At 44.6% G+C, this 17263-nt stretch carries 12 protein-coding genes; all 12 read right to left on the bottom strand.

Annotated features, from left to right (window positions below; genetic code table 11):
* Nucleotides 1–62: 62 nt before the first annotated feature.
* The 12 genes from BM739_RS06215 to BM739_RS06160 all read right to left on the bottom strand — a co-directional run bounded on the left by BM739_RS06215 (nucleotide 63) and on the right by BM739_RS06160 (nucleotide 17132).
* Nucleotides 63–893 carry a carbon-nitrogen hydrolase family protein gene (locus BM739_RS06215; protein WP_076538569.1) on the bottom strand — a complete coding sequence of 277 codons (831 nt, stop codon included), beginning with the start codon at nucleotides 891–893 and terminating at the stop codon, nucleotides 63–65.
* Nucleotides 817–5199, bottom strand: a complete 4383-nt coding sequence (locus tag BM739_RS06210; protein WP_076538566.1) for a YhdP family protein — start codon at nucleotides 5197–5199, stop codon at nucleotides 817–819. Before BM739_RS06210 ends, BM739_RS06215 begins: the two co-directional genes overlap by 77 nt.
* Complete coding sequence (rng, locus tag BM739_RS06205) at nucleotides 5199–6689, bottom strand: ribonuclease G (protein WP_076538564.1); 1491 nt, start codon at nucleotides 6687–6689, stop codon at nucleotides 5199–5201. Before rng ends, BM739_RS06210 begins: the two co-directional genes overlap by 1 nt.
* Before the next feature lie 90 nt (nucleotides 6690–6779).
* Nucleotides 6780–7367, bottom strand: a complete 588-nt coding sequence (locus BM739_RS06200; RefSeq protein ID WP_076538562.1) for a nucleoside triphosphate pyrophosphatase — start codon at nucleotides 7365–7367, stop codon at nucleotides 6780–6782.
* A gap of 2 nt (nucleotides 7368–7369) precedes the next feature.
* A complete protein-coding gene (mreD, locus tag BM739_RS06195; RefSeq protein ID WP_076538560.1) occupies nucleotides 7370–7858 on the bottom strand; it encodes a rod shape-determining protein MreD in 489 nt (162 codons plus the stop codon).
* Entirely contained in the window at nucleotides 7855–8757 is a 903-nt protein-coding gene (mreC, locus tag BM739_RS06190; protein ID WP_076538558.1) for a rod shape-determining protein MreC, read from the bottom strand. The genes mreD and mreC overlap by 4 nt, the downstream gene beginning before the upstream one ends.
* A 63-nt stretch (nucleotides 8758–8820) precedes the next feature.
* Nucleotides 8821–9870 (bottom strand): rod shape-determining protein, encoded by a 1050-nt coding sequence (locus BM739_RS06185; protein WP_076538556.1) that lies wholly within the window; start codon nucleotides 9868–9870, stop codon nucleotides 8821–8823.
* 309 nt (nucleotides 9871–10179) lie between these two features.
* Nucleotides 10180–14787 carry a DUF6701 domain-containing protein gene (locus BM739_RS06180; RefSeq protein WP_254843474.1) on the bottom strand — a complete coding sequence of 1536 codons (4608 nt, stop codon included), beginning with the start codon at nucleotides 14785–14787 and terminating at the stop codon, nucleotides 10180–10182.
* Entirely contained in the window at nucleotides 14777–15253 is a 477-nt protein-coding gene (locus tag BM739_RS06175) for an MSHA biogenesis protein MshP (RefSeq protein WP_076538553.1), read from the bottom strand. Before BM739_RS06175 ends, BM739_RS06180 begins: the two co-directional genes overlap by 11 nt.
* Nucleotides 15243–16109 carry a PilW family protein gene (locus BM739_RS06170; RefSeq protein ID WP_076538551.1) on the bottom strand — a complete coding sequence of 289 codons (867 nt, stop codon included), beginning with the start codon at nucleotides 16107–16109 and terminating at the stop codon, nucleotides 15243–15245. The genes BM739_RS06175 and BM739_RS06170 overlap by 11 nt, the downstream gene beginning before the upstream one ends.
* The gene (locus BM739_RS06165; RefSeq protein WP_076538549.1) at nucleotides 16109–16636 is read right to left on the bottom strand and encodes a prepilin-type N-terminal cleavage/methylation domain-containing protein; all 528 of its coding nucleotides are present in this window, start codon (nucleotides 16634–16636) and stop codon (nucleotides 16109–16111) included. The genes BM739_RS06170 and BM739_RS06165 overlap by 1 nt, the downstream gene beginning before the upstream one ends.
* On the bottom strand, nucleotides 16626–17132 hold the full coding sequence (locus tag BM739_RS06160; protein WP_076538546.1) for a Tfp pilus assembly protein FimT/FimU: 507 nt from the start codon (nucleotides 17130–17132) through the stop codon (nucleotides 16626–16628). Before BM739_RS06160 ends, BM739_RS06165 begins: the two co-directional genes overlap by 11 nt.
* Nucleotides 17133–17263 lie beyond the last annotated feature (131 nt).

The following is a 17263-nucleotide window of genomic DNA, read 5'->3' as shown; positions in this document are numbered from 1 at the left end:
GTATTTGGATTCTTGTCTCACCGAGCCTATTTATCTGCCCGGTATGTTTGCTAATTCAGTATTTATTTTAACTGGGGCGCGATAAAACGATTATGCGCCACCACTGGAATTTGTTGTCTTATGGTCGCTAAGGCGGTTAAATCAAGCTGGGCTTGCACCCAACCTAGACCGGTCTTTTTCTCAGCGATAATCCTGCCCCAAGGGTCTACTATCATACTTTGGCCCCAGGTTTCTCGGCTACCTTGGTTATGCTGACCCCATTGATCGGCTGCCAGAAAATAACACTGGGTTTCAATCGCCCTTGCTTGGATCAAGGTTTGCCAATGGGCGGCACCAGTCACCTTAGTAAACGCTGATGGCAAGGCAATAATTTCTGCCCCCGCTAAGCGTAATGCCCTGAATAAGTCAGCAAAACGTATATCGTAGCAAATGGCTAAGCCTATTTTGCCAAATGGCGTGTCGATTACAGTGATACGATCGCCTGGGCAAAAGGTATCACTTTCTCGATAGGATTGAGTTTTATCGGCAACCTCAACATCAAATAAGTGTAACTTATCATAGCTGCCTAATGTATTGCCTTCATCATCAAATAAGTAACTGCGACTATAGACCCTAGCTGCATCTGCAGAAATCGGGATGGTTCCGGCCACCATATAAACATGATGACGCTGAGCTAATGCGGCCAGTTGCTGTTTAAGTTTGCTGGATTCATCCACAGCCGCTACGGCCAATTGCTGTTGTTCGTGACCACCAAATAGCAAACTGCACTCAGGCAGTACTACCAGTTGCGGCTCGTTGGCCTTTCGCGGTAATACCCTAAGCTGCGAGTCGATAAAGGCCAGATTGGCTTTGACATCTCTGCTGCTTTGACATTGCAATAAGCTGACTTGCATTGGCGCCTCCTTGGCATTGTCGATGATAGTGGCTAAAGGACACGATATTGGCTGCAGCCTCTGTGGCAGCTTCATCTGCTTTTAGGTCTTTGTCAGTGGCATCTGCTTCATTAACACCAGCGTCATTAACACCAGCGTCATTAACATGTCCTTCATTAACATCTGCTTTATTAACATCAGTTGCATTCGGCTGATTTTCAGAGTGATTTACTTCTGCACTCACCGCTTCAGGGCTAACGTTTTCCGAGCTAACCATATCAGAATCGAGTTTATCAGGGCTGACTTGGGTTGTAGGCTTTCTTGGCAAAATTGATTCTGGAATTTCTATTTCTTTACTTTTTCGCTCTAACTCTTCCAATTGTGGATCACTCATAGTGCCTCCAAGACGGAAACGAATTTCAGAAATAATCTCAATCACAGGCTCTAACACCTTGGTCAATGCAAAGGCCCCTAGACCTAAGGTCCATGCGCTGGTACTAAGCAATACCACTGTCGGCACACTTGATGCCAATTGCGGAATAAAGCGAATATCATAATTTAAACTTTGGGTGGTTAAATCGGTATAACCACGTACTTTCATATTACCGGCAATAGCATCCATTTCGGTGTCGGTGGTTTTAACCACACCATTATCAATATTAAGCGAGCCGCCGAACGAGTCAAAGTGCAACCCTTTACCAAAGACATCTGAAAAATCTAAAGACAATTTACGTACAATAGAATCTAAGCTAAATAGCGAGAATATCCGCGCACCTTTGTCACTGATTTCAGATAAGTAGCCTTTGCCCATATCAAAACGTAATTTACCGTTTAGGGTGTCTAATGAGAACCCATAAGGTGGCCCCTGCCAAGAAAACTCGCCAACCATATCCAGTGGCGCGTCTTTTAATCCAGGATTAATGCCGAGGGCTTCTGACAATGCATCAAATTTACTGGCTGTTAATTTAACGTCAAACTTAGTCAGGTTTTTGCCGTCTTCAAAAGTCCAATCGCCAGTAGCTTGCAAGCTAACAATGGGCCGGGTGAGGGTCAATGTTTGAAAGCGATAACCGTCTTCATAAGGGATCCCTTGCAGCACTAAATGACCCAAACGCCTATCGTAGATGCCAAAATCATCAACATCCACAGCTAGTGGCGGCAAGTTATCAAGCATGCTATTAAGGCTATATACCGCTTCTTCTGCAGGTTTAACCGTCGGCGCTAAATGCAATTTACTGGCTACAATTTTTAAGCCTTGTTCACGCCAACTGGAATAAAAATCAATTCGTCCGTCAAATTCTTGTGACAAAACATCAAAACGCCATACATGCTCTAACGGCTTGGCGCTAAAACTCAGTTGATTAAAGTCTTGGGCTAAAATATCTAACTTACCCACCTTGGCATCAATTAACGTTAACGGTGGGAAAAAGCTAGCTTTTGGCGGCGTTAGGCTCGCTTCTGTGGTGCTAGGCTGGTTTTCAGTGGGCGCAGAGGTTTGCGCTGCATGGGCTGTCACAGTATCAACCACGGCAGAGTCAGCTGCAGGCTTATTGGCAAAAATACTGGCCATTTCCTCTTCAGTATTTACCAGTGCCGCAGCCGTGGTATCTGGAAGATCAATACTTGAGGTTGCCTTATCGGTAAATTGACTGATGATCGGCAGCCACTGGGTGAGCACCGCATCAGGTAAATCAATAATGATATGACCTTGGTCTTTGGCAAGCTTGTCGCCTAACTTAAACTGACGCCCCAAGATCAGATCATAATGGGCTAAATTATCACCACTTTGTTGATTAAAGCCGCCCCAAAACTCAGCTTGTTTCGCTAATTTAAGCCCCAATGAGGCCTGTTTATTATCGCCAATAAGCTCAGCACTTAACCGGGTAGGCGTAGCGGCAGCTTTTGTAAACGGCGCAGGTAAGGATAATTCAGCGCCAACTAAGTCTGAGTTAAGCTGTACTTGCAGGCTGTAACCTGTGGGATCAAATATCATAGTGACCCCGCCATCCCAATCCAGTTGACCGGAATAATAGTCAGATAAAGGGTTATCAATATAATCAGGTAGATTGTCTAAATCCCACAATCCTTTTAAACCAACGCTTAAAGCTAAATCATCAGCTGAGGTTTTGTTGGTGCCAAAATCAAATGTCAGTGGCTGCTCAAATAAATCTGCGTTGATTTGTTTGCCGTTAACTTCGGCATTAATAAATGCCACAGTGCCATTCACTTTTTCTAGATTAAGCCCTGGCGAGGCGATAAACACCTGATTATCGTTAAAATGAATTAAGCCTTTATTGTCAGCAACGCCGCCCTCATACAGCGGAATGGTCAAATCTAAATCACTGATAATATCCCCTGAAATTTGTACCACATCCAAGGTTGTCCCCACAGATGATTGCAAAGGCGAGTTATCAATAAGCGTTTTGGCAGCCGCTGCTGTTGCCGCGATTTCAGCTTCAATTTTTAAGGTGGTATCTTTACCCATAAAAGGAATATAAACATGGGCGCCAGCAGCATTTACGTCTAATAATTTGCCCTTATTAATCATGATATCCATGGCGGCATTTTCAAATAAAGCATATAAGCTCAAATCATCAACTTTCGGCCAATCAGGCTGAAACTCAAATGCGCCGTCATTTAGGTTAAATCCGGCTTGAAAAATACCTGAGCTGTCTTGATAAGGAAAACCGCTAAGATCTCCATGCCACACAACCTGCGCATCAGGAATATGACCTTTGAGGATCGCTTGATTAAGGTAGTCGACTAAACTATCACTCATGGTTTTAAGGGGGAAATAACGCCCGGCATTGGCTGCATTGCTGATAGCCACATTGGCATTTAACGCCAAGTGCGCTTGCGCAGCCATATCCAGCTGCATTGACGCGGCGAGATCAATATCATCATTATAAAAATGAATATTGGCTAAGCTCAGCCGTGATTTAGCTAAACTATACTGCGCTTTAAAAGCATCAGCCGATAATGTTAGCGGCGCTTCAAAACCATCTTGGAAATCTAGCTGATATTGCTGCGCAGGAAACTCGGCACTTAATAGATCGTTAGCCCAAGAAAGACTGCCATCAATGGGCTTACTGCCGGGAATATTTCCCGCAGCTTGCCATTGCAGCTGTTTAATATCAGTTTTAAACAATAACGGTTTATCGGCAACTTTGAGTAATTGCAGCGGCCCAATACTGCCCTGAGGTTGCAATTTACTCCATTGCTCAACCCCTTTAAGGCCCATAGACGGGATTAACGGCAATAATGGTGTCAGCATTTCTGGGGCGATTTGATTAACGCTCACCGACAAGTCACTGTAGTTAGTTTTTAAAGACAGCTGTAACTCAGGCCAAGCTTGCTGATTAGATTTTAAATCAAGGTCATAGCTATTAATCTGCCAGCCATTATCATTGGGTTGCCAGGTTAACGCGCCGCCACCAATTTCAAACTTCTGCGATTCAGTGGCCCCATGCCATTGTAGCCAACTTGGCTCAAAGACTAATAAACCGGTATTAATGGTGCGATGCTCAAACCCGAGCCAAGCTTTTAAATTTACAATGCCTTCAAATTCAATGCTATCAAGCTTTAACTCTTTATCATGCTGTCTTGATGCCCATTCCCCTAAGTCCAACGACTCAGCCGAGATATACACTTGGCCCTTAAGATTATCGGGTTGATAACCACTGCCTTCTAAATCAACTCTTAACGCCAGTAATTCTTTTGCTGATGCTTGTTCATCTAGATGCACAAAACCTTTCGCTTTGTGCATGCCCGCCATATTATGCCAAGTTAAATTACTAATAAATATCGGCCGATAATCATGGCTGTTACTGAGTAATTGTAAGGTGCCATCACTGATTGAAAAGGTCTCTAGTTGCTCTAACAATAGCGCGTAGAGCCAATCAAGATCCGTGGCAGTAGTTGCTGTGGCCTCAGCGCTTGCAAGGGCATCCATGTTCAATGCCACATGAATGCCATCAAACTTGACCGTTTCAATTTGCGGGCTAAGACTAAGCAGGCTTTGCCAAAAATCCAGTTTTAAATGTACTTTGCTGGCAATCGCTGTCACAGGCAAAGCTTGTTGCGGCGGGATCACGATATTACTGACGGTTAAAGCGGGGCCATAGGCCTGCCACTCGGCAGACACCTCACCCACTTGAACCTCAAGCTGATATTGCTGATATAAATAATCAACAATTTCTGAACGCACTTCAGGTAAATGTGGCAGTAAACCGCGGATAAGACTGACCGCTAGCGCGAATAGTACCAAGACTACGGCTACTGATTGAAAGCATATTCTACAAGCTAATAGGGTTTTACTCTTGGGCACTACACCATCACCACGTCATACTTGTTTTGGGTATATAAGGTTTCATTTTGCAGTCGAATACGTTTACCTATGTACACTTCAAGCTCAGCTAATAAATGGCCTTCCTCATTGCTTAGGCTTTTATAAACCGCTGGCGAGCAATACAATAAAAACTCATCGGCTTGATAGGCACGATTTAAGCGAATGATTTCTCTAAACACTTCATAGGACACGGTTTCAACGGTTTTCATTGAGCCAGTACCTTGACAAGCTGGGCACTCACCGCAGACAACGTGCTCTAAACTTTCACGGGTGCGCTTACGGGTCATTTCCACTAAGCCTAAGCCCGAAAAACCACTGACACTGGTTTTAACTCTGTCGTACGCTAAAGCGCTATTTAAGCTGTCCAGCACCCGCTTTTTATGTTCATCATTGAGCATATCAATAAAGTCGATAATGATAATGCCACCTAAATTACGTAACCGCAGCTGCCTCGCAATCGCTTGAGTGGCTTCAAGATTAGTATTAAAAATGGTCTCTGCTAAGTTACGATGGCCCACAAAAGCGCCGGTATTTATATCGACCGTGGTCATGGCTTCGGTTTGATCAATAATTAAATAACCGCCAGATTTTAATTCGACTTTACGCCCCAATGCGCGCTGAATTTCATTTTCAACGTCATAGAGTTCAAAAATCGGGGCTGGCCCTGAGTAATGCTCAAGTTTTTCTGCAATTTCAGGCATGAATTCTTGGGCAAAGCCCTGCAGCTCAGCAAACGTGCGCCGAGAATCCACTTGAATGTGATCAAGTTCAGCACCAACAAAATCACGAATAATCCGTACCTGCAGCGCTAAGTCTTGATATAACAAGGTCGCGCCTTTACGCTTTCTACGTTCACAGACTTTTTTCCATACCCGACGCAAAAACGCCGCGTCTTGCGCCAGTTCATCATCGCCCACGCCTTCAGCAGCGGTGCGAATAATAAAGCCGCCATCTTCATCGACATAAGGTTCGGTAATCGCTTTTAAGCGAGCCCGCTCAGTCTCTTCTTCGATACGCTGAGAAACGCCTACATGGCTTGAACCGGGCATAAAGACTAAGTAGCGTGATGGCAAAGTGATATCTGTGGTGAGACGAGCACCTTTAGTGCCAAGAGGATCTTTGACGACTTGTACTATGATGTCCTGACCTTGCCTGACTAACTCGGCAATATCACGCACCACAAAGTTGCCTTTTTCAACATCGGCAACACATTCGGTATGGGGAACAATATCTGAAGCATGTAAAAATGCAGCTTTTTCCAGACCAATATCCACAAAAGCAGCTTGCATGCCAGGTAGAACCCGACTGATTTTTCCTTTGTAAATATTGCCCACTAAACCACGCTTCATGCGTCGTTCAATGTGAACTTCTTGCAAAACGCCATGCTCAACCAGCGCGACTCTCGCCTCTGTTGGCGTCACGTTAATCAGTAATTCAGAGCCTTTTTTACGTTGAGCTTTAGTTTGCATAAGCCACCTGTTTAACGTCTTGTTATACGATATGGGTTATCGAGCCAACGTCTGCAGCTCAGTGTCAAAGACAGATAACCTAAAGAAGTGTTATTTAATCAGATTCATTTCAGTTAGTAGCTCGCGAGTCTCTACTAACGGTAACCCGACCACGGCTGAATAACTGCCTGTAATTGCCTGTACAAAGCAGCCACCTAATCCTTGAATACCATAAGCTCCGGCTTTATCCATTGGCTCTTGGGTATCAATATAGGCATCAATCGTCTCGGCTGATAGCTCACAAAAGGTCACCGCCGTTTGGCAAAGCCTTGTTAGGGTTGTGGTGCCATTAGTCACAGCAACGGCGGTCATCACTTGATGGGTTTGCCCAGACAATGACGCTAAAATAGCCTGAGCATCTTGTCTGTCTACTGGCTTACCTAAAATCTGCTCACCTAGCACGACAATGGTATCTGAGCCCAATACTTTGGCATCGTCGATTTCAGTACATAAAGCTAAGCCTGCAGCGGCTTTTTCTTTAGCTAATCGCAGCACGAAATCGGCGGCTGACTCGCCAGCAATATGCGATTCATCAATATCAGGTGCCACCTGCACAAAAGAAAAGCCAGTATCTGAAAACCCAGCTTGGGCCAGTAACTCTTTACGGCGTGGTGATGTTGAAGCAAGAACCCAACTCATACTTAGCGAACCTTATAACGTCGACGAATGTTGCGTAACACCCAAAAAAACCACCACCACATAAAAATACTGGAGATCGCAGGTAAGAACATTGACCAATCAAAGCCAACCCCGTTAACCACAAATTCAACCCAATAAATAATAAAGTGATATAAACACACAAACAGCGCCACTAATATAGACTGCTGCCAACGGGTAAAGTTACGTAACCTTTGGGATTGGATCACAATAAGATAAATGACAATCGAAAACGCTAACGAGCGCACGCCTAAGGTCGCGCCAAGCATGACATCCAGCAGCACCCCAAGTACCCACGCAGTAAGCACACTATAACGATGAGGCAATGCCATCGCCCAATAAATCATCACCATTAACAACCAATCGGGTCGCCACGCTTCAACAATGGGTGGCAGCGGCATGATTTGAAACATCATGCTGACAAAGATGGTGATCAACACCACCATGCGGCCATTGGCAATATGCGCACTCATTGGCTCACCTCAGTTTCGGTCTCTAATTCAGCATCGGCCTCAAGGGGAGGAATATCGGAAACTAATGTTGGCTTGGGAGACTCAAGGTCTTCATCAGGCCAAATCAATAATACATAACGGATGCGATCTAAAGCCGCTAATGGCTGCGCAGAAATAACCGAGTAACTTTGGCCCGCATCACGTGAAATGTTCATCACACGTGCCACTGGGTAACCTTCAGGAAAACGCTTACCCAGACCCGATGTCACCAGTAAGTCACCCACTTTAACGTCGGTACTTTTGGCCACATGGCGTAATTCGATTTCATCAATATCACCGGTGCCTTGAGCAATGGCGCGCACGTCATTACGGGTAATTCGCACCGGAATACCATGGCTGGTATCGGTTAGTAATAATACTCGACTGGTAAGCTCACTCACTTCAACCACTTGGCCGACAACGCCTTTGGCATCGACAACCGACTGGCCGACAAACACCCCTGTGCGAGCGCCGTGGTTAAGTACCACATAATGCCTGAAAGGATCGCTTGCCACTTCCATCACTTCTGCAACCACTTTACGCGAGTCCATGTGCACCGGTGAGCCAAGTAAGGCTCTAAGACGCTCATTTTCTTGTCGCAGGTGTTCAAAACGTTGTAAACGCTCAGACATCAGTAATTGTTGGCGCATTAACTCTTTGTTTTGTATCGCCAACATATTGCGGGTAGCAATAGAGTCAGCTGACCAATCCAGCAACACACCGGGGACATTAGCTAAATATTGAAGCGGGCTTAAAACAGAGGAAATGGACTGACGGATAGGATCGAGGCGATCATTAGCGATAAGCAATACCACCGACAAGATAATTGCCAGTGTTAATCTAAATTGTTGCGATATACCACGAACAAAAATTGGTTTCATAATTATCAGGCGGTGACATTTTAGCTATAGAAGTCAAAATATACACCGCCATTGGTTCGCTCTTTAGTTCTCTTCTGAGAATAAGTCGCCACCGTGCATGTCGATCATCTCTAGCGCTTTACCGCCGCCACGAGCAACACAGGTTAACGGATCTTCAGCAACCATCACAGGAATTCCGGTTTCTTGCATTAATAAACGGTCAAGATCACGCAATAATGCGCCACCACCGGTTAATACCATGCCACGCTCAGAGATATCTGAAGCCAGCTCTGGTGGAGACTGCTCTAATGCAACCATGACCGCGCTGACAATACCTGATAACGGCTCTTGCAGTGCTTCTAAGATTTCATTGCTATTTAGGGTAAAGCTTCTTGGCACACCTTCAGCAAGGTTACGACCACGTACTTCAATTTCAAGTACTTCGTCGCCAGGATATGCAGTACCAATGGTGTGCTTAATGCGCTCAGCCGTTGCTTCACCAATTAAGCTACCGTAGTTACGGCGTACGTAGTTAATGATGGCATCGTCAAACTTATCACCACCAATACGTACTGATGACGAGTAAACCACACCGTTTAACGAGATAATCGCAACTTCAGTAGTACCACCACCAATATCAACAACCATTGAACCTGTAGCTTCTGATACTGGTAAACCAGCACCGATTGCAGCTGCCATTGGCTCTTCAATTAAGTAAACTTCACGCGCACCAGCGCCCATGGCTGATTCACGGATTGCACGACGCTCAACTTGCGTTGCCCCAACAGGCACACACACAAGTACACGCGGGCTTGGACGGAAAAAGCTATTGTTATGCACTTGCTTAATGAAGTGCTGTAGCATTTTTTCGGTCACGTAAAAGTCAGCAATTACGCCATCTTTCATTGGGCGAATTGCTTGAATATTTCCAGGAGTACGGCCTAGCATTTGCTTTGCATCTGTACCCACAGCAGCTACTGATTTTTGTCCGCTGCTGCCACGCTCGCCACGAATCGCGACCACCGATGGCTCGTTTAGCACGATCCCCTCGTCACGAACGTAAATTAATGTATTTGCCGTACCTAAATCGATCGATAGGTCATTTGAAAAAACGCCACGCAGCTTTTTGAACATGTATCTAGCCTGTATTCTGTATCGTCAGAAGAAAGAAAAATCAGGTAACTTTATCAATGCCGCTGGCTTTCCACAAGACCGAACAGGTTAACAATCGCTAATCTAGGGCTTTTTTTTCTATATTAGGCAAATTAATTAAATTTTGACTTAAAACAGCCCATAAACGCTGAAAAAAGCATCAAAAACTAACCCGCATGGAATCGCAATAACCAAGACTCACGACTTAACAGCAGTCAGTTTGGGTCAGCGTTAGCTCAAAAGTAGTATTAATAAAATTAAGGCAAATAACCTAAGGGCTAAAATCAGCAGCTAACGGACTTCACGCCAATAGATAATCCGATCATGACCGCGATAACGACCAAAAAAAGCACTGGCTCTTGGATCGTAAAGCGTAGTGGAAGATAAAGCGTCCCAATCCCAATACCACTGTAGCCAATCTGGCACAGTTAAAGGCGCGCTAACTTGGCCTCTATAATCATTAGGGCCTGTGATAAGTGCATTCCATAACAAGGTAAACTCACCATTAGCAAAACGGCTTGATTGACCCGTTCGCTCAATCGCTTGCCCAGACGTTAAAGCTGGCTCAAATTGATACCCCAATGCTGCATCATCGGTTTGACGACTCAGTGCTGGCGTAACCACACTGCAGCTATCTTCGATATTAGTTACCCAGTCACTACCATTCCAATATTCAGCGCGAATTGGCATTTTTAGGGTGTCATTTTCAGCGCCGTAGGTGTTATCCATCACCACTCGACCATGGCGAAAACGCTGGGTAGAAAGTAATTTAGCATCACAATTACTGCCACAAGTGCCCGAGGTGGCCGCGTTCATATCTGGGTCGGCCACAAAGGCAAGATTACCATCGTTGTCATCGACAATAACCCCGATATCAAAGCTGTCAAAAGGCCCGTCTTGATTAGGCGCTGCCAATCGGCTTAAGCTTGCCATATAACTGCTATCAACCGTTGCCACACCTTGCAACCATGAGCTTGCCGATATTGGCAAAGCAGTTAAACGATTACGTTTGTCGTCGCCATCATCACTATCCTCTCCCACCAATAGCGCGGTGGCTTTTGAGAAGTTGCCTTGATAGTTTTTAGTCACTTCATTGCCAATATTAAAGGCACTGATATTCATTGCCAGTGGGAATGGCTGATCCATATAACTAAATGCGCCACAGGCTGGCAGCACACTCACGCCACTAATGGTAAATCTATCAGGCACAAAGCGGCCTATATTGCCCGAGCTTGCCAGTGGGATATCGTAAAAACTTGAACCTTCATAAGTGGATGGCGACTTAACCGTAAACTCAAATACGCCTACTTCGCTGATAGACTGAGTAATGCTATTAACATTATTGGTTGCTGCAAGATGGTTGTAATCACTAAGGCTAAGGCTGCCTTGCTCACCAGGTATTGGCGACACCAACTCACTGGCCAAAGTCATCCCACTATGGATATAGTTAGGCGTAGTTAAGTTGTCACAAAAATCGATATCATTATCAGACTGCCAAGCCATGCCTTGAACCGTTAAATCAAACTCCTCACCGGCTTTTTTATACACATTGCAGCTGCTATCGCCCGCTGCGCAGCTGGCATTGGTATCAACAGGCTTAACGCATAAGCCGACAGGAAAGCTGACAAACGAGTCCGCGCCCACCATGACTAAACCCGCTTCGTCGCCACTGCCATCATATTGTGCATTTAATTGCACCTGACCCGCATCGGGGTAATTCACGCTAATATCCGCTTCGCCATTAGCATCAAAATCCAGTGATATCGGCGTGCGCGCGCCAATTGATGTCCCTATATTGGTTGCTTGGCCATTACCTGTTACCGCCACTTGCGCCCCAGATATAACTGAACTCGGCGAAACATAATCGCTCCAAAAGCCCACATTTGTTGTCACATCAGCAAATTGCGGCACACACGCTTGTGAGGCATCATCTTTTTTCACTGCTGAAACACTAATACCAGAGGCAGGTTTATTCGCCAGCTTGTCAGGTACGGTAAAAATAAAGCCGCTGTCAGCAAAATTAAAAGTACATTGCGCTGCTGTGGGCGTATTACCGGCAATGCTACATAAAGTGGTGCTAAAAGGTTTAGCGCCAGGCGAGGCTCCTGTTACATCAATGGTCACTGTGCTGGCGACATTATTGCGCAATTCTAGGTTGGTGCTACCGCCGCTAAAGCTCACAACATTACCGCCAACCCAACCACCGCCAGTAGCAAGGGATGTGGGGCTCAAAGTTGCGGTAACAAAATCAGGGATAGTTTGAGAACAATCAGCATTAGCACAAGCTTTGAGGGTCATAGGTTCTGCATTGCAAGTTAACGCTGCACCTGTATGAGTGAATTCAAAGTGATCAATCACAACTCCCACAGGTGAAGAATCAAGCGCACAAAACTCGACATCATCAACCGTATGAATGTTAGTAGAGCCACCAGTAGAGCCAGTTATTGAAAGTATAAAGTTCTCAGGAATGTCATCTTGAGTCGCAATATCTAGCACATCAAATAAGGGAATAATTTCCTCAAAGCCACTACCTGTATCGCGCGATACTGACACCCATGATTGACCAGAAACTCTCGAGTCAATAATAATTTTGTAGCGATGAGCGGGGCTGGTGTTGTTATCATCTACAGTTGGCGATAAACAGTTCCCTGAAGTGTTTGTAGTACCGTTATTACAAGTGCCTCGTAAATAAGGATAGCCACTGGTACCACTGCCAGAGCCGCGAATTGCAACACTTTGACGACGACGGCCTATATTGCTATCTCCTCCTTGTGCAGAGAAGTTACCATATTCATCAATACCAATACCGAGCCAACCACCAGCAAAGCCATTGGTGCCATTTTTGTAGCCATAACCTAAGGGTCCACCTGATGCTCCAGGTTGAGGCGTAATTGATGCGTCAGAAAACACCAATGCAATACCGTCAGCACCATTACCATTATATGCGGCATGGTCAAATTCAATTTCAATTAGATTATCTGCAGCAGGAAATAATCGTTGGTATGTCGTTGAAGTTGCCTGATTACCTGCAGCTTGAGTCAGCTGTAAACGGTTACTCACAATAGACGGTGTAAAACCGCCACTTGATCTCGCAGCAATCCAATCATCACCTAAACTACTTCGATTAAAATTATCAGTGAAACATTGAGTTAGTGGCTTTATTTTTTCTAATGCGACGAAACTATAACTTTCCCAAATATGACGGCGGTCTGTATCACGATAAGTATCTTCATCAACCACCATACTGACACTATCATTAGTCAACTTACATCGACGCAGCCAGCCACCATCACCACCATTTCGACTAGTTTTTCCTGAAACTAAGACTGGATCGTTGCTAAAGCCCGTTAAACTCGTGGTGAAGTTACACTGATAATCTAAGTCCTGAATATTTGCTGCCGTAAAGGTCTGCGCATTCCCAAAGTGAAAGTTGGTATTTTCACCATTTAACTCAATCGATCCGTCACCAGCCTTTAATGACATATAGGCTACGGTTTCTGATTGAAGCTCATTGTTATCTATACGGCCTTCCATACACCTATTCGGATTTGTCACCCTAACCTCAGATGCTTCTAAAGCAACTTCAGCCCCAGTAGCCGTAAATTGCGAGGTGGTGGTAAGCCAACAATTATTAACCTGAGTTTGTATTTGGTGCAAAAAGATATCTTGGCTGTCGGGTAATGTCACATCGGTATAAGGTGAGTTTGATCCTATTAGCGCATCATCAACAGCCACGGTACCGGCAATAAGCTGAGTCCCATTTGATAAAGCATGGGTCCCCTCCGTCACCGCTATCCAATGAATTTCAGGCATATTTTTAGAATCAACCTGACGCCATATGGGTGAAGGCGATTCTTGTTGCTGCCAACTAAAACCTGCAGTGGTGACACTATTTTTCTCTAAAAAAACTGAAGCGGGGCCATCACCATTTGCATCAGTTTCAGAAATGGTCGGCATTAAGAAGATTAGCGGTGTAGAACCTGCTGGAAATGGCGTCTCAAATACTACATCTGTTGAGGTCGCTTTACCGTATTGGATGTGGAATGGAGTCGTTGGTGGCAATGATACAGCGTTTATTTTAGAATTATTTGTCATATTCAAAACTTTAGCGGTAACACGACCGTTGATAATTGACTGGTTCGTCATTTCTAATGCTTTATCGACATATAGCAAGCCATTAATGACTGACTCGCTGGATAATGTTAACGAATTATATGTAATTAACTGCAGTTCAAATTTATTACCTTCATTCAATTTTACCCTATCACTCCAAGTAGCAGACTGGTCGACAAAAATTCTCACATCGCCAAGTAACTCTATGACCGAGCCACTACCTAAAACGAATTCTTCAACCCAATAATCCCCTGGGGCTAAAATCAAAGTACTGCTGTTTGTCACCTCTAATTTTTTAAAACGATATTCGTTGAAATCATTCGTGACAGTCGCAGTGCAAGTGCTCAACTTAATACTCGAAAATTCATTTTGACCACCATTACCTATGCTTGTTTGGCTATTAGCACAAGCCGTAATACCAATGCGGTTAGTTGCTTTAAAAGCATTAGTGCCGTTCATACCTAGCCCACGAATATCTCTACCGGTAATACTACAAGTGCGGTCACCACCAGTAGCCGTATCGCAACTTTCGCCACTACCATTACCGATGCTGCTGGAGCAAAACTGTAAATCTATACCATTGGTACCATTTATACGGCTTTGGTTATTCATAAATAACTGTGCATCAGAAGCACACTTAGAATTATTATCGTCTCCACGGTGCCCTTGAGCCACAGCAGCCCAAATATCACTTTGATCAATAACTTCAAAAGCATAAGCTGGCATCATTAAAAAACAACACATAACTAACGCTGTGACACTACGTTTTAGCAATCTATTCACCACGGGCTTCTACCTCAACTTGTCGATTAACCCGTAGGCAATCTGTTGTTGCAGCATCACCACTACAATTACCGGTTTCACAAACTGCATAGCTAAGAATGCTGTATTGGGTCACGCCGTTAGCCACTGTCGGGGTGCAAATCACTGAAACGCTACAGCCGTGAAAACCCACTGTTGATGGCGCTATCCAATCGTGGCGAACTGAATTACAAATACCAATACCACCAGCAACCGGAAATAAACTGGCTAATTCAGCATCTGCGCCGCTATTGGCTGCAAATAAGGCTCTGGCGCCCCACACTTCAAGATTGACAGCATCATCGCTATCTTCCAGCATCCGAATTAATGTGCCCGCCAGTAAAAACATGACAATTAAGACAAAAATAGCAATCACCAAGGCACTGCCTCGTTGACGTTTTGCTATTAAGCCACTAGAGCTTAGTGCCTTGTTTAAAGGGTTATGGAACATTCGTCACCTTAACTTGATGCTGATATTTGAACGTTTCGCCATTAACACTAAATCTGGGTTCAATATGGACTATGGCATTTCGCATTAGGTTTTGTTCAGTCAGTTTAATGGCAGGCTCTAGCAGCAGATTGTTACTGACATTCTCTGCCATCAATACCGCAGTGCCCATTTGCGATGGCGCGGGCTGACTCGCTATGTAGCCATAGTCAGCGTAACGATAAAGTTTTACCTCGCTAGTGCCAATAGGGCTTTCAAAACAATAACTAATAGGCTGACTGGCAAAGTAGATACGTTTAATGGGCGACTGCTCAGCAAATTGAGCTAGGCCAGTAAATGTTAACCTGAGGATATTGGCAGAGCTTGAACTTGATTGCAGTTCAAAGCGCTTATTTCTGCTGGCTTGATATACATCGTTAACGCCGCTGCTATTGCTCGCGAGTGGGTAAACCAGCGCATATTGCCCTGCATTAATGCTAATACCATTATCAATCACAGTACCTGTGGTTTCGGCATCATCAGGATAAATTGGCAGTTCAAGGTAACTGGTGCTGGAATCAATAGGCAATAGCTCAATACATTGGTAATTGCCCGCAGTTGCAGTGCGTAACCTGACACTGTTTGGCACTGCATTACGAATATCACGGGTCATGCGCTCAACTGCAAAGCGGCTTTGGCTAAGCACTTGATCAATCGAGCTTGATTCAACAAAAATACGCGTACCAAAAATAATAAAGCCACTGACTCCTACCACCAGTATGCCCAAAATCAAAATCACCGTAACCATTTCAATTAAGGTAAAACCGACCTGTCTAACGCCTAATTTCGACAAGCTTTTTGCCCGATGCTGTATGCCCATTAGTAATTACTCCTTACCGCTTGGTAAGTGATCACTTCACCAGTAGGTGTGGTGACATCCACAGTAATTAATTTCGCAGCTTGACCGTTAAGGTATGACACATCAACTTCCAAACCATAACCTAAATAGACTTCGGCATAGCTCTGGTTTGAATCTAGCATCAGGCTGTTAATATTCAAGCCTTTGTAATCGTCCACATCATTGAAATTATTTCGGCTTTCACCATTTGGCCCCAGCGTGGTTGAACAAGCTACCCCAGCAGCAGAATTGCACGCAGGTATACCGCCATTAGCGTCAGTGTTTTCATCAAAGCGCTTACCCCAAATCTCATTCATTACCGAATGGGCCAGCTCTGCTGAGCGAACCCGTGAAAGTGTTTCAACGGCGCGATCGGCTTGGGGTAATAACATTGAAGTCATCAGTACGATGGAAATGCTCAAAACCAGCATGCCTACCACTAATTCGATTAAGGTAAAGCCTGATTTTTTAGGCGTAAAAGCATTAAAAGGGGATAATTTATAGGCCATGAATATAGCCCTCTGACTCGATTGCAATACCCAAGGTTTCATCGGCTACCGCATTAAAACACAAGCCTGAGCAATTAATGTTTGAGCGGCCCGAGTTATCAAATTCGAGGCTAAAACTAGTGGCATTGCTACTGGCAAGCTCGATATAAGCGCCGCCCTGAAAAGGCTGCTCAACTTCAACTCTTACAAGGTTTGCGGTATTACAGCTTGCTGATGCGGTGTTAATGGTTTGCGAATAATGACTGAGCTGATAACCCGATGGCGACACGCTAATACGATAACAACGATCGCTGTTATTCATCGCCCTTAACTGCACTTGGCGCAGCTCACTGATAAATTCATTTCGCAAAGAATAAGCGCTATAACTGGACTGAGGAATGAGCCTTGGGATCACAAACACAGCAACAATCCCAACAATGAGGATCGTCGTCACCAGCTCCACTAAAGTAAAGCCACAATGAACGCGTTTATGTTTAAGCCCCAGTGAAAAGATCATTACCACCTATCAAAATACAAATCAGTTATTAGTATGGCAAAATATATCATAAACGTCTTGATATCCTTTATTAAAATTGCCATTTAGCTGATTGGTAATTTTAGCCAGTAATAAGCTTAAACACTGGAATA

The sequence above is a fragment of the Shewanella sp. UCD-KL21 genome (assembly GCF_001957135.1).
GTDB lineage: Bacteria > Pseudomonadota > Gammaproteobacteria > Enterobacterales > Shewanellaceae > Shewanella.
The sequence above is the reverse complement of the archived record's forward strand: the minus strand, read 5'-3'. Positions and strand labels throughout refer to the sequence as shown.

Bases quoted from the DNA above. Each gene is read 5' to 3' on its own strand.
- BM739_RS06175 (WP_076538553.1), bottom strand. From the start codon at position 15,253: ATGTTCCATAACCCTTTAAACAAGGCACTAAGCTCTAGTGGCTTAATA.
- BM739_RS06170 (WP_076538551.1), bottom strand. From the start codon at position 16,109: ATGGGCATACAGCATCGGGCAAAAAGCTTGTCGAAATTAGGCGTTAGA.
- BM739_RS06160 (WP_076538546.1), bottom strand. From the start codon at position 17,132: ATGATCTTTTCACTGGGGCTTAAACATAAACGCGTTCATTGTGGCTTT.
- BM739_RS06200 (WP_076538562.1), bottom strand. From the start codon at position 7,367: ATGAGTTGGGTTCTTGCTTCAACATCACCACGCCGTAAAGAGTTACTG.
- mreD (WP_076538560.1), bottom strand. From the start codon at position 7,858: ATGAGTGCGCATATTGCCAATGGCCGCATGGTGGTGTTGATCACCATC.
- BM739_RS06215 (WP_076538569.1), bottom strand. From the start codon at position 893: ATGCAAGTCAGCTTATTGCAATGTCAAAGCAGCAGAGATGTCAAAGCC.
- BM739_RS06185 (WP_076538556.1), bottom strand. From the start codon at position 9,870: ATGTTCAAAAAGCTGCGTGGCGTTTTTTCAAATGACCTATCGATCGAT.
- rng (WP_076538564.1), bottom strand. From the start codon at position 6,689: ATGCAAACTAAAGCTCAACGTAAAAAAGGCTCTGAATTACTGATTAAC.
- BM739_RS06165 (WP_076538549.1), bottom strand. From the start codon at position 16,636: ATGGCCTATAAATTATCCCCTTTTAATGCTTTTACGCCTAAAAAATCA.
- mreC (WP_076538558.1), bottom strand. From the start codon at position 8,757: ATGAAACCAATTTTTGTTCGTGGTATATCGCAACAATTTAGATTAACA.